The 13543-nt window shown below is 61.4% G+C and carries 9 protein-coding genes and 1 riboswitch; of the genes, 7 read left to right on the top strand and 2 right to left on the bottom strand.

Features of this window, described 5'->3' with window-relative positions:
* Positions 1–194: 194 nt before the first annotated feature.
* The 5 genes from ACY3GB_RS02805 (at position 195) to ddlA (ending at position 6211) form a co-directional block, all read left to right on the top strand.
* The gene (locus tag ACY3GB_RS02805) at positions 195–1193 is read left to right on the top strand and encodes a hypothetical protein (RefSeq protein ID WP_463087392.1); all 999 of its coding nucleotides are present in this window, start codon (positions 195–197) and stop codon (positions 1191–1193) included.
* An 8-nt stretch (positions 1194–1201) separates the two neighbouring features.
* Positions 1202–2890, top strand: coding sequence for a single-stranded-DNA-specific exonuclease RecJ (recJ, locus tag ACY3GB_RS02800; protein WP_463087391.1), 1689 nt, complete (start codon positions 1202–1204; stop codon positions 2888–2890).
* Positions 2887–3444 (top strand): AAA family ATPase, encoded by a 558-nt coding sequence (locus tag ACY3GB_RS02795; protein ID WP_463087390.1) that lies wholly within the window; start codon positions 2887–2889, stop codon positions 3442–3444. Before recJ ends, ACY3GB_RS02795 begins: the two co-directional genes overlap by 4 nt.
* 27 nt (positions 3445–3471) lie before the next feature.
* Positions 3472–5043, top strand: coding sequence for a DNA recombination protein RmuC (locus ACY3GB_RS02790; protein ID WP_463087389.1), 1572 nt, complete (start codon positions 3472–3474; stop codon positions 5041–5043).
* A 70-nt stretch (positions 5044–5113) separates the two neighbouring features.
* The gene (gene ddlA, locus ACY3GB_RS02785) at positions 5114–6211 is read left to right on the top strand and encodes a D-alanine--D-alanine ligase (RefSeq protein ID WP_463087388.1); all 1098 of its coding nucleotides are present in this window, start codon (positions 5114–5116) and stop codon (positions 6209–6211) included.
* An 85-nt stretch (positions 6212–6296) separates the two neighbouring features.
* Here ddlA and ACY3GB_RS02780 read toward each other — a convergent pair whose 3' ends face one another.
* Positions 6297–7364, bottom strand: a complete 1068-nt coding sequence (locus tag ACY3GB_RS02780) for a sodium:calcium antiporter (RefSeq protein ID WP_463090908.1) — start codon at positions 7362–7364, stop codon at positions 6297–6299.
* Positions 7341–7506, bottom strand: a riboswitch (yybP-ykoY riboswitch). It overlaps the preceding gene by 24 nt.
* A 693-nt stretch (positions 7507–8199) precedes the next feature.
* On the opposite strand from ACY3GB_RS02780, the gene ACY3GB_RS02775 reads away from it, so the two are divergent.
* Both ACY3GB_RS02775 and ACY3GB_RS02770 read left to right on the top strand, forming a co-directional pair.
* On the top strand, positions 8200–9654 hold the full coding sequence (locus ACY3GB_RS02775) for a helix-turn-helix transcriptional regulator (RefSeq protein WP_463087387.1): 1455 nt from the start codon (positions 8200–8202) through the stop codon (positions 9652–9654).
* 510 nt (positions 9655–10164) lie between these two features.
* The gene (locus tag ACY3GB_RS02770) at positions 10165–11847 is read left to right on the top strand and encodes a HilA/EilA family virulence transcriptional regulator (protein ID WP_463087384.1); all 1683 of its coding nucleotides are present in this window, start codon (positions 10165–10167) and stop codon (positions 11845–11847) included.
* 100 nt (positions 11848–11947) lie between these two features.
* On the opposite strand, the gene ACY3GB_RS02765 is transcribed toward ACY3GB_RS02770, so the two are convergent.
* Positions 11948–13543 (bottom strand): efflux RND transporter permease subunit (locus ACY3GB_RS02765; RefSeq protein ID WP_463087386.1); only part of this gene is annotated, 1596 nt, incomplete at its 5' end.

Genomic DNA, 13543 nt, shown 5'->3' with positions numbered 1-13543 from the left:
ACTTTTCCGGGCAGGCGCCGCCTGCCTATGCAAAATATTGATCCGATTCCAGCGCATGCATGCGCCAAAATCATGTTTGGTAGGCGGCCCGCGCGATAGTTCCGGCAAAAGACGTCAGTGTGCCGCAGAATGATGCGCGAGCCAAATGACCAGCGGCCAAAATGGCCGCCATTCCCAACCCATCTGGCAAGAATATGAAATTAACCCTGTTGTTACCCGGCCTATGCTGGCTGGACGCCCATGACGGCGCGGAGGTAGGCAAGGGGCTGAGTGTGCCGGCGTTGCAACAATTGCTGGGCAAGGGCGCGCTGCAGCGGCGCGAGCAGAGCCACGCCGAATGCCTGGGCCGGCTGTGGGGCGCGGCGCCCGCCGGTTTGGCGCGGATAGCCGCCGCCGAAGCCGGCCTGGACGCCGAAAGTGGCGACTGGCTGTTCGCCGATCCGGTGCATCTGAGGGTGGACCGCGACCGGGCGCTGCTGGCCGATGTGGGCGTGATGCAGGTGAGCCAGGACGAGGCCGCCAAGCTGGCAGATGCCTTGAATCGCCATTTCGGCGAAGACGGCCTGAGTTTCCACCCGGCGACGCCGGGCCGCTGGCTGTTGCGATCCGACAAGCCGCTGCGCGCGCGCTTCACGCCGCTGTGGGACGTGGTGGGCGAGGACATCAACCGCCATCTGCCGCAAGGCGACGACGGCCTGGCCTGGAGCCGGATGCTGAACGAGCTGCAGATGCTGCTGTATACCCAGCCCATCAATGACGAGCGCGAAATGCGCGGCGAGCTGGCTGTCAACAGCGTGTGGCTGTGGGGCGAGGGCGAACCCGGCGCATGGCGCGCTCCGGCGCCCAGGCTGCTGGCCGACGACGAGGCGCTGCGGCTGCTGGCGGAGCGCTCCGGCATGGCCGTCGACGCCGCGCCGTTCGCCTTCGACGGCCTGGAACTGGGCGGAGATTGCCTGCTGGCGCTGGACGCGCTGCAGGCCCCCGCGCAGTACCGCGACGCCTGGGGCTGGCGCGAAACGCTGGAGAGGCTGGAGGGCGACTGGTTCGCGCCGATGCTGTCCGCGCTGCGCCGAGGCCAGCTGGAACAACTGACGCTGATCGCCACCGGCCCGGCCGGCTTCGAGCTGACGCTCAAACCGTCCGACCTGTGGAAGTTCTGGAAACGCGCGCTGCCGCTGGCGGCGCTGTACTAGAAGAATATATGTCGCAAATCGTCACTCGAGAAGTGCCCGCCGAGCTGCAGCACAAGCTGCTTGGCCAAGGGCTGACCCCGCTGCAGGCGCGGCTGTACGCCGCCCGCGGCATCGCCGACAGCGAGGAACTGGATTACGGCCTGAAAGGCCTGCTGCCGTATCAAAACCTGAAGAATGCCGAGGCGATGGCCTCTCGGCTGGCCGACGCCATCGCCGCCAAGCAGCGCCTGCTGGTGGTGGCCGACTATGACGCCGACGGCGCCACCGCCTGCGCGGTGGCGGTGAAGGGCTTGTCGATGCTGGGCGCCACCATAGGCTTCATCGTGCCCAACCGCTTCGAGTACGGTTACGGCCTGACGCCGGAGATCGTCGAACTGGCGGCGCAGAAACGGCCTGACATCATCGTCACCGTCGACAACGGCATCGCCAGCGTGGCCGGGGTGGAGGCCGCCAAGGCGCGCGGCATCGAAGTGCTGGTGACCGACCACCATCTGCCGGGCGACAGCTTGCCCGACGCCTTGATCGTCAATCCCAACCAGCCCGGCTGCGAATTTCCGTCCAAGAATCTGGCTGGCGTCGGCGTGATGTTCTACGTGCTGATGGCCTTGCGGGTGGAAATGCGGCGGCGCGGGGTGTTCGACGAGCAGACCCAGCCCAATCTGGGCGTGCTGCTGGACCTGGTGGCGCTGGGCACGGTGGCCGATGTGGTGCGGCTGGACCGCAACAACCGCACCCTGGTGGAGAACGGCCTGAAACGGATGCGGGCCGGGCGGATGGCACCGGGCATCGCGGCCTTGTTCCGCGTCGCCGGACGCGCCCACTACAAAGCCAATACTTTCGATCTGGGCTTCACGCTGGGGCCGCGGCTGAATGCCGCCGGCCGTCTGGACGACATGAGCCTGGGCATCGCCTGCCTGTTGGCCAGCAATGAAGAGCAGGCGATGCGGCTGGCGCAGGAGCTGGACAAACTCAACCGCGAGCGGCGCGGCATCGAGGCCGGCATGCAGGACGAGGCGCTGGCGGCGCTGTCCGGCATCGATGCCGGCAACCGCTACACGCTGACCCTGTACCGCGACGACTGGCATCAGGGCGTGGTGGGGATTGTGGCTTCCCGGCTGAAGGAGCGCTTCCACCGCCCCGTCATCGTGTTCGCCCCCGGCGACGAGGGCGAAATCAAGGGCTCCGGCCGTTCGATTTCCGGTTTCCATCTGCGCGATGCGCTGGATCTGGTCTACAAGCGCCATCCAGGGCTGATCCTCAAGTTTGGCGGCCATGCGATGGCGGCCGGCCTGAGCCTGGATGAAAGCCGCTTCGCCGAGTTCCAGCAGGCGTTCGAGGCGGTGGCGCGCGAGCTGATGGATGAGAAGCAGCTGACCCGGATGATAGAAACCGACGGCAGCCTGCCGGCGCGGGACGTCAATCTGCAGCTGGCCGAGACGCTGGCCGCCGAAGTGTGGGGGCAGGGCTTCCCGGTGCCGTATTTCCACGACCAGTTCATGGTGGTCAACCAGAAGCTGGTGGGCGACAAGCACCTGAAGCTGCGCCTGGCGCGCGAAGGCTGCGAATTCGACGCGATGCTGTTCAACCACGCCGACTGGCTGCCGGACCGCATCCAGGCGGTGTACCAGCTGATCGCCAATGAGTGGCAGGGGCGCAAGGAGCTGCAAGTGTATCTGCAGCATTGGGCGGCCGCGTGAGCGGCAAGGACGGAATCGCGCCGGCTAAATTACTGGTGTTGACCGGCGGCCCCGGCGCCGGCAAGACATCTTTGCTGGCGACGCTGCAGGCCATGGGCTATCCGGCGCTGGATGAAGCCGGCCGGGCCATCATCCAGGACCAGCAGCGGATAGGCGGGAACGCGCTGCCCTGGATCGACCCGCGGGCGTTCGCAGAGCTGATGCTGTGCTGGGACATGCGCAATTTCCACATGGCAGAGCGCGAGGCGGGGCCGGTGTTTCTGGATCGCGGCATTCCGGATGTCATCGGCTATCTCGAGTTGTCGGGATTGCCGGTTCCCGCCCACCTGGAAAAGGCGGCCGGCGTGTTTCGCTATGACACGATTTGCTTGCTGCGGCCCTGGCCGGAGATTTTCGCGCAAGACAACGAGCGTCGGCAGAGTCAGGAAGAGGCCGAGCGCACCTGCGAGGCGATGGAGCGGGTTTACACCCGCCTGGGATACCGGCTGGCGGAAGTGCCGCGCGGTTCGCTGGAACAGCGGGCGGCTTTTGTAATCAATCAGATAGGCAAGTAGCGCGGCTTGCGCGCATGGGGTGTTTCGATGGAAATGTTGGTGATCGGCCTGTTGCTGGGTCTGCTGGGCGGCGGCGCCGCGGCTTGGGCCGCGCGGGGACGGAGCGTCAGGGATCTTGAAGCGCTGCGGCAGCAGGCTGCGGGATTGCAGGCGCAGCTGGATGCGTTGCGGCCGCAGCTGGAAGAGGCGAGAGGCCGGGAGCAGGAGGCGAACAGGGCCTTGCAGGCGCAAAGCCAGCAATTGGCCGACAGCCAGACCCAGCTGGGCGCTTATGTCGCCCGCGCCCAGCGCGTGCCGGAGCTGGAAAAGCAGCTGCAGGAGCGCGGCCAGCAGGTGGACGGGCTGCAGCTGGAGCTGCGCCGCCTGTCGGCGCAACTGGCGGCCAGCGAGGAGCAGGGACGTCTGCTGGACGCCTTGCAGCAGCGCAGCCAGAAGCAGGGCGAGGACATCGTGCGCTTGAGCGCGCGCGAGCAGGAACTGGCCACGCAACTGGACAACGAGCGCCGCCAGAGCCAGGAAAAACTGGCTCTGCTGATGGAGGCGCGCCAGACGCTGTCGGACCAGTTCAAGGCGCTGGCCGGCGACATCCTGGAGGAAAAATCCAAGCGTTTCACCGAGCAGAACCAGCAGAACCTGGGCACGCTGCTGAATCCGCTGCACGAGCGCATCCAGAATTTCGGCAAGCTGGTGCAGGACACCTACGACAAGGACAGCAAGGAGCGGCTGACGCTGGAGACCGAGCTCAAGCGCTTGCAGGAGCTGAACACCCGCCTGGGCGACGACGCCGTGGCGCTGACCAACGCCCTGACCGGCGCCAGCAGCAAGGCGCAGGGCACCTGGGGCGAAATGGTGCTGGAGAAGGTGCTGGAAACCTCCGGCCTCACCAAAGACCGCGAGTACCGGGTGCAGGTGTCCGACACGCTGGAAACCGACGACGGCGGCAAGCGCTATCAGCCGGACGTGGTGATAGACCTGCCGGAAGGCAAGCAGCTGGTGGTGGATTCCAAGGTGTCGCTGAACGCCTATGTCCGCTACACGGCGGCGGAAGACGACGCCGCGCGCGAGGCCGAGCTGAAGGGCCACATCGCCGCCATCCGCGCCCATATCCGTTCGCTGTCCGAAAAGCGCTATCAGGATTTGTACAAGCTGAACACGCTGGATTTCGTGTTCATGTTCATCCCGGTGGAGCCGGCCTATCTGCTGGCGGTGCAGCACGACATGAGCCTGTTCAACGAGGCTTTCGAGCGCCGCATCATGATCGTCGGCCCGAGCACGCTACTGGCCACGCTGCGCACCGTCGCCAGCATCTGGCGCTATGAGTACCAGAACCAGAACGCGCAGGAGATCGCGCGGCAGGGCGGGGCGATGTACGACAAGTTCGCCGGCTTCGTCGCCAATATGGAGAAGTTGGGCAAGCAGCTGGATACCAGCCGCGACACTTTCTCCGACGCGATGAAACAGTTGTCCAGCGGACGCGGCAATCTGATGACCAGCGCGGAGAAGCTGCGCAAGCTGGGCATACGCAACAACAAGCAGCTATCGGCCCAGTTGCGGCTGGAGAGCGGCGAGGACGCCGACGAAGAGCCGGTCGAGGAGTGATCGCGGGCAGCCAGGCGGCATCGAAAATACATTATCATGCTGCCTTCTTGTTTTCACATTGAAGACGGCCATGGGCAAAATCCGGGTAGGCTTGATTTTCGGCGGGCAGTCCTCCGAGCACGAAGTGTCTTTGCAGTCGGCCAGGAACATCTTGGACGCGATAGATGGCGATCGTTTCGACGTGTCGTTGATCGGCGTGGACAAGCAGGGGCGTTGGCATGTCAACCATTCGTCCAATTACCTGTTGAATGCGGACGACCCCGCACGCATCGCGCTGCGGGAGTCAGGTGAAAGCCTGGCCGTGGTGCCGGGCGAGCAATCAGGTCAATTGCGCGCGGCTGCCGACGCATCGCCGCTGGCGAAGATCGACGTGGCTTTTCCCATCGTCCACGGCTCGTTGGGGGAGGATGGTTGTTTGCAAGGCCTGCTCCGGATGGCCAATATCCCTTTCGTCGGCGCCGGCGTGCTGGGATCGGCCGTCTGCATGGACAAAGATGTGGCCAAGCGGCTGCTGCGGGACGCGGGTCTGCAAGTGGCGCCCTATGTCACATTGACTCGCGCCAAGGCTGCGCAGGCCGACCTTGCGGCCATCATCGAGCAATTGGGCTTGCCGCTGTTCGTCAAGCCTGCCAACCAGGGTTCGTCCGTGGGCGTGAGCAAGGTGAAGCGCGCCGAGGCTTTGCAAGCCGCGCTGGATGAAGCGCTGCGCTACGACCATAAGGTTCTGATAGAGCAGGCGGTAATCGGCAGGGAAATCGAATGCGCGGTGTTGGGCAACGAGCATCCCCGCGCCAGCGGTTGCGGCGAGATCGTGCTCAACGATGAATTCTATGCCTACAACACCAAGTATCTGAATGAAAGCGGCGCTCGCGTGGTGGTGCCGGCCGATATTTCCGACGACGCCTGCCAGCGCATCCGCGCCATCGCCATCCAGGCTTTTCAGGCGCTGGAGTGCGGCGGCATGGCGCGAGTGGACGTATTCCTGACGCCAGAGGGTGAGGTCGTGATCAATGAGCTGAACACGCTGCCGGGCTTCACCAACATCAGCATGTACCCCAAGCTCTGGCAGGCCGCGGGCATGTCGTATCGCGACCTGATCACGGCGCTGATCGAGCTGGCGTTGGAGCGAGGCCGTCTGGACGCCAGCCTGAGCCGCGGCCATACCTGAGTCCAGGCAAGACGTTTCTCAGCTAGCGCCGTGTCCTTGAGGCACGGCGCCGTTGATTGAAAGCGCGGAGCGTCCTAGACCATGGCTAGAAACAGGCGGCAATCGTCCACGCGAAAACTCCATAAAGGCCGCCAACCATCACCAGCGCGCGGCCGTCCACCGCGCCGCGCCGAAAATTCAACCACAGAAAAGCGACAGCCAGCGCCGTGATCGCGCCCGCGACAAGCAAGGGACCATCAAACAGCCAGGGCGTGAACATCAGACCCAGCGCGCTGGGAATGGTGGCTTGGATCATCATCGCGCCGGAAATATTGGCCAGCGCCAGCCGTTCCTTCCCTTGGCGCACCCAGATCAGCGCGTTCATGATTTCCGGCAGCTCAGTCGCGACCGGGCTGAGCAACAAGGCGGTCAGATGCGGGGACCAGCCCATGGCCAGTCCAATGGCTTCAAGCTGGCCGACAAAGGTATGGGAAGCCAGGCCAATGACGCTTAAAGCCAGCAGAGTCTGAAGACAGGGCCAGGCCAGCGAGGTTTCGCCGGCGGAAGGGCGGATTTTCAACGGCTCCAGGTCTTCCTCGTCCGTCGCGGTTTCCGCATCTCGTATTTCACGCCAGACATAGGCAACGTAAGCGGCCAAGAACGCCAAGCCAAGCCAGGGCTTGATGGCAAAAGCAAACAAACCCAATCCAACCTTCAGCGCGAATACGGCAAAGAAAACGGCCTGATCCCGGCTGAGCCCGGCATGGTCGGCCTGCGTTTGTCCGGAAGAGCGACCTAATCGTTTTCGGTTCAAGAGCAGGGCTAGCCCGACAACGGCATAGGCTAGGGTGGCCAGAACCAACGGTCCGCCCATCGCCGCGCCGACGCCAAGGCTTTTTTGCTCAGGCGTGCTGCCGAATGCCACCGCCATCAGCGTCACCGCGCATTCCGGCAGCGCGGTTCCAAACGCCGCAAGCACCGAGCCGATGGCCGTGGCGCCCAGATTCAAGCGGCGGCCCAGCCATTCGACGCCATTGACGAAATACTCGCAGGCGGCATAGATCGCGCCGGCGGACAGGAAAAACAGAGCAAGCGTGGCAGACATGAAAACCATCCAGCCGGGCAAGCGAAAACCGATGGCGCGCGACACGGCTTGCCCGGCTGGCAAACGCATCGCGGCCAAAGGTCTTGCCTGGCTTGCCTTGCTGAAAACAGCATGAAGGCAAACTGCCTGCGCCATGAGACATGCGATCTCAAGCTTGTTGACGCGGACTTTCCGGATCGGCCGGAAATGGCTACTCCCCAATGACTAAGGAGGAGATGCTACCAGCTTTCCTTAAATAGTCCTTGATGTGATTGTTCGTGGTTTGTTACATGATCTTGGCGTTTTTGCCTTTATTGGCGATAGGCATGCGCAGCGGGTAGCGGATCAGCATAGCGCTTACTTTTCATCGCCGCCGTTTTTCATCCGAGGCGGCAGACGCTCTTGCGGCTGGAGGCTGTTGTCACCAAGGCGCCACAGCGGCAAAGCTGAATTCTTATTGTCATATTGCGCGCAGATTGTGCGAGTTGCATTTGCGAAAAATGAGAATTGGCGGGGCCGGCAAGGGGTTTCAGGCCATATTCGCGCTCAGATTTCCATTCAATACAAATCGGCGCATTTACATAGTCAGTTTGTTTACCGTTTTTTTGCAAACAATCATGCAATTATTTCGCAGTTGGATAATTGATCAATTTCTCATCAAGACCCATTGCTGATTTGTTCATATATTCCCGCTAAGCGTGAATGACAGCTTGGCTGGATTGGGTGTTGTTCATCGTTTCCATGAATTGCCGCGCTCATCCTGGGCGTGAATCTGGTTGCGCGCAGCCTGTCCTGCGGGCTGCGTGATGTGGCATTGGGTTGAGTGGTTAGACTAATACGAAATGGAATAGTTAGTACTTTTATTTCGTTTGCAATCTGATTGGCAGTCGATGTGTGCAACGACGCCTCAATATGGAAGACCAGCATGTTCTACGACTTCTATTTCCCCCTTGTTTCCGCGCTGTCCTCCCCATCCTTGCCAGAAGGCATGTGGGCCAAATTACGCAATGCCAGATTTCTTTCGGCCTCTATGGACTTGGTGCGCCACGTCCAGGATGGCGAGGGAGGACAGGATGCCTCGCACTGGCTGCAATTGCACGCGGACCTGCAATTGGCAATGGGCTTGGAGTGCGATGCCGAAGAGTCGTACCGGCAAGCCTGTCGGGGGATGCGAGCCTCAAAAGAGGAGATGCGGGCGCTTTCCTCCCGCAATATGGGATGGCAGCAATTGTTTCGTCGCCGTTTCAGCACGGCTATCGGGTGTTTCACTCGCTTGGTCAACGAACCCGACATCGATCCTCGTCGCAAGGTTGAGGGGATGTTCGGCATCATGAGCATCTTGTTCGAAATGGGGCATCTGAACGATGCCGAGGACATGCTGAACGATATCGCCGCCAAGGCGGAGGAACTGCCGGCCTCCGATGAAGAGCGCTCGAACTGGCGAGGCCTGATCCGGGCGATGTACGCGGATTTGGCGGTGCAGCGTATGCTGCGCCATGCCCCTCAGCTATCCGACCACATCTACTGGCATTCCGGGAGGCTGAATGATTTCATGGCCTTGCGTGATGCGCCGGCGGGCGTTCCGCAGTGCCCGCGCGGAAGCAACGACATCGAGTTGCCGGTGCTGAGGGCGCGGTTGGACTTCAAGGAGTCATTGAATCGCTTGGCCAAAGGCAACAAAGAGGAGCGGGACTGCTTGCTGGCGCATCTGGACTGGGCTGATTCGAATAGTCTTAAGGCGTACCAGAACTCCCTGCGACAGGAAATCGCGCTGGCCAGCCTGGTTGGCGATTACCCGCAGTTGGCGGAAATGGTGTTGCGGCCGTTGAACGCCGACGCGCGCGCCGGAAGCGGCCATCGCCAACTGGAAACCTTGTACTGTCTGTCCAAGGTCAATCAGGCCCAAGGCTATACCGATCGCGCGCGCCAGTTGTACAGCAAGTATGCGATGGCCGCGGCGCATTGCATTCGGGAGGGGGCGGGCGTGGTGGCGCAAAGCAGTCCCAAGAACCATGCCCAGGGGGTCAGCAACGACATTACGGCGAGGCTGCCGGCTAAATATCGGCGCGCTTACCAATACCTTCTGGACAATTTGGAGCGCAGCGATCTTTCCATACGCGAGATCGCCGTGGAAATAGGCGTCACGGTTCGCGCTCTGCAAAATACTTTCCGCAGCAATCTGGGCTCCACGCCATCTGAAATCATTCGGCAGGAACGGATGGTCAGAATACGGCGGGAGCTGCAAAGCGATGATTCAAAGGTAGGGCAGAAGGTAAGGGAAGTGGGCAACAAGTGGGGCGTGCCGAATCGATCCACCCTACTGAATGCGTACAAGCGGCAATTCAATGAAGCGCCATCGCAGACGTTGAATCGGAAGTGAAGCTATTTTGGCGAGAGTTTGCCTATCATGCTGAGTCTTGGTTGACAAGCCGATACTGACCTAAATGACAGGTTGTTTTTTTGAGGTTGTTGTTTCGACGATGGCTATTATTTCGAAAAAATGACATCGATATTTGGCATTTTGGATAATGCATCAAAAAACTCTTGCCATTAGTAATTAAGCGACTTTATATTGTGCGTGCCAGTTCTATATATATATGCCTATTCGGCTGGAATGGCCTTGGCATTTGAGCTGGATCAGATGAAGCGCTCTTTTCATGCCGTCAAATAGCCTGGCTTAGCCGCCAGCCTTTAATTTCAGGGCTGGCGGCGGCATCGCTTTCCCTTTATTCCTCGATTTTCTTTTGAGAGGGGATTGTCGCTTGAATGGCGATGGCTGGATTCGCATTGCGCCAAAAATAGATCAAGCGTTTGAATTAAGTTGCGCAAGACTGCGGCGCCGATGATGTCTCCGCAATAGAATTGCATTCGTAAAGAGGGTTGAAAGAATATGTATCAAAAGCAAGACCACCTTGCGAGTCAGCAATTTATTTTTGGCGACTTTGTATTGCAAGCGGACGGGGTGTTGCTGCATCGTAATCGGCAGGTGGATATCCCGCCGAAGGAGCTGGCGGTTCTGACTGCGTTGCTGCAGGCCTCGGGCGCGCTGATAAGCAAGAACGAGCTGCTGGAGAAAGTCTGGCTGGATGAGGATGTCGGGCAGGAATCCTTATGCCGCTGCATCTACGCTTTGCGGCGTATTCTTTGCGAGAACAAAACCAACCGCTACATCGAAACCGTCTACGGCAAGGGCTACCGATTCTGCCGGCATGTGGCTTTCGTATCCGCGCCGCCTCAGCAGACTAGGCGCTACACCCTCGCGATTTTGCCATTCCATTCAGATGCGCCGCTGGAGGCCCAGGTCCTTCATGCCGAGCTGGTGCAGCATCTTTCGGGCTATGCGCCGTCCCATCTTTCGGTCCTGCCCGCAAGCCTGACCCGCGACTGCCAGGATATGGACAAGATTATGTCCATGGTTGATCGACTGGCCCCCGATTACTATCTCGCCGGCCAGATCCATCGGCATGAGGAAGCCTGTCGTTTGAACCTGGAGCTGGTGCGGACCGAAGGGCACCGGGTGTTGTTGCATGACAATATACAGTTGCCGCAAGGCCTGTTTGCAGCCGATCTCCGCGTCCACTTGGGACGATTGGCGGTGCAATGCGTTCCGGCGCTGCAGGGCACGCCGGGCGAGGTGGCCGAGTTTCGGTCGATGGAGGCCGCGATCGCCTATTTGAACGGCCGGAATGATCTTCAGCAATATACGCCGGCCAGCCTGAAAAGAGCATTGGCCCTGTTTTGCCAACAGGTCAGCGCCAGTCCGCGTGAAATTCAACCATATTGCTGTCTGGCCGAGTGTTACCTGTCCATGGCCCAGCTGGGTCTGTTCGATCAGGAGCAGGCGCTCGAGCAGGCTTGGCAGCTGGTCAGCAAGGCGGTTGAACTCAAGGTCGATCATCCCCAGGCGCTCAGCCTGTTGGCGAGAGTCAGCAGCTTGCGCGGCGAGTCGGTCATCGCGGAGACGCTGTTCCGGCAGGCAAGGTTGTTGGCGCCGGATTCCATCGATATCTATTACCACTATGCTTGGCATCTGTTTCTGTGCGGCAAGCTGGAGCAGGCTCAGCATGAGTTGGACTGTTGCCTGGGACGAGATCCGTCGCGCATCGCCGCCAGCATCCTCAAGGTGTGGATCTCCTACTGCCAGCACGATCTGGAAGAGGCCATCGCATTGGCAACGCGGCAGTTGAACCAGCACGGCCAGGACCATCCGGTGCTGCAAAGCAATCTCGGCCTGCTGCTGGCGGTGAAGGGTGACCTGGCGGCCGCGGACGAACTGGCCCGGCGCGTCCGCGATTCCGGCAACGAGGTGGGCATGCTCGCCGCGCATAATCTGTATATCCGCAGCAGGGTAGAGGGGCCGTCGGCCATTTTCGCCGTTCGTAGCTACCTGCGGGGTATCGACAGCCGCCATGTGCGTACCAGCCTGTTGCCGCTGATTCTGGAAATCGACGGCGTGGAAGCGGCTCAGCTCTATTGGCAGACGCTGGAGAACGAGAATTATGTGTGGCTCCGGGTTTGGCGTTTCGACCCGCGTTTGCAGCCGCTGTTCTCCGGCCGCAACATGGCGGTGTAGCTTACGCGACTCATTCCTGCGGCAGGCGGTGTCCGTCATTGTCGTCAGGTCTCCCTCGATGCTGGGCTGGCTTTGCCGGCCCAGCTGTTTTTCATGCCGTTTACGATGCCAGGGCCGCTTGGGCCGAGTCCTTCTTTGCGCCTTGACGGTCGGCGCCTAGCAGCAGGTAGGTCGCCGGCACCACGAACAATGTGAACAAGGTGCCGATGGACAGGCCGGCGAAGATGACGATGCCCATCGCGTTGCGCCCCGCCGCGCCGGCACCGGAGGCCAGCACCAGAGGCAGCACGCCCAGCGCCATCGCGGCCGTTGTCATCAGGATGGGGCGCAGCCGGATGCCTGCCGCTTCTTCCAATGCTTCCCGTTTGTTCCGCCCCGCGCGCTGCAGCTCGTTCGCGTATTGCACGATCAGAATGCCGTGCTTGCTGATCAACCCCATCAGCGTGACCAGTCCCACCTGGGTGTAGATGTTGAGCGTGGCGAGGCCGATGTTGATGAAGACCATCGCGCCGAACAAGGCCATCGGCACCGACACGAGGATGACCATCGGGTCGCGGAAGCTTTCGAATTGCGCGGCCAGCACCAGGTAGACGATGAATGCGGCCAGAAGCAGCACGATGACAAAGCCGCCGGTTTCCTGCATGTACTGGCGGGATGGTCCGGAGTAGTCCACCGAGTAGCCGCTGGGCGCCACTTCAGCCAGCGTCTTGCGCATGAAGTCCAGCGCCTCGCCCTGGGAAAGGCCGATCAAAGGCACTCCTGACAGAGTGGCCGAGTTCTGTTGCTGGAAGCGGTAAATGGCCGCGGGCGCCACTTCCTGCTGCAGATGGGCGACAGAGGAGGCCGGAACGATGCCGCCGCCCGGTGTGCGCAGCTTGTAATCCAGAATCTGGGATGGATTCAGCCGGTCGCTTTGCTTCATTTGCGGAATCACCTTGTAGGAGCGGCCGTCGATGGAGAAGTAATTGACGTAGGCGCCGCCCAACGCCGCGCCCAGCGCCTGGCCGACATCGCTCTGGGTCATGCCCAGCATGGCGACTTTGTCGCGGTCTATGACCAGCGTGGATTGCGGCCGGTCCACCTTGAGGTCCGAGTCGACGAAGAAAAACCGCCCGCTCGCTTGCGCCTTGGCCAGCACGGCCTGCGCCACGCCGTTCAGCTTGTCCACCGGCTCGGCGGTGCGGATCACGAATTGCATCGGCAACCCCTGGGCACCGGGGAGGGAAGGGAGCTGGAACGCGGCGACCCGAGCGCCCGCCACGGCCGACCACTCCTTCTGCATTTCCTGTTGCAGCTTGGTTGCGCTCAGCTTGCGTTCGCCCCAGGGTTTCAGCAGCATGCCGCCTATGCTCTGGTTGACGGTCGGGGTGCCGGTCATCTGGAACATCTGCGCGTACTCAGGCCGCTTTCTGGCGATTTCATACACCTGGTCGGCATAAGTCTGCATCTGCTGGATGGTGGCGTTGGGCGGGCCCTGGACATGCGCCAGCACGATGCCCTGATCCTCTTGAGGCGCCAGTTCCGACATCGAGGTCATGAACAGATAGATCAGGCCGCACAAGATCAGGCCGCCCATCGCCACCCACACCTGCCAGGTGTCCAGCGCGCTTTTGAGCATGCGCTCGTAGCGGAGCTGGATGCGCTCCATTCTCCTGTCCATGAAGCGGGCCAGCTTGCCGGGCTGGTGGCCGGCGCG

It is taken from the genome of Chromobacterium sp. Ag138, from assembly GCF_055181315.1.
Note: the sequence above shows the minus strand (reverse complement) of the source record. Positions and strands in the feature narration are given on the sequence as shown.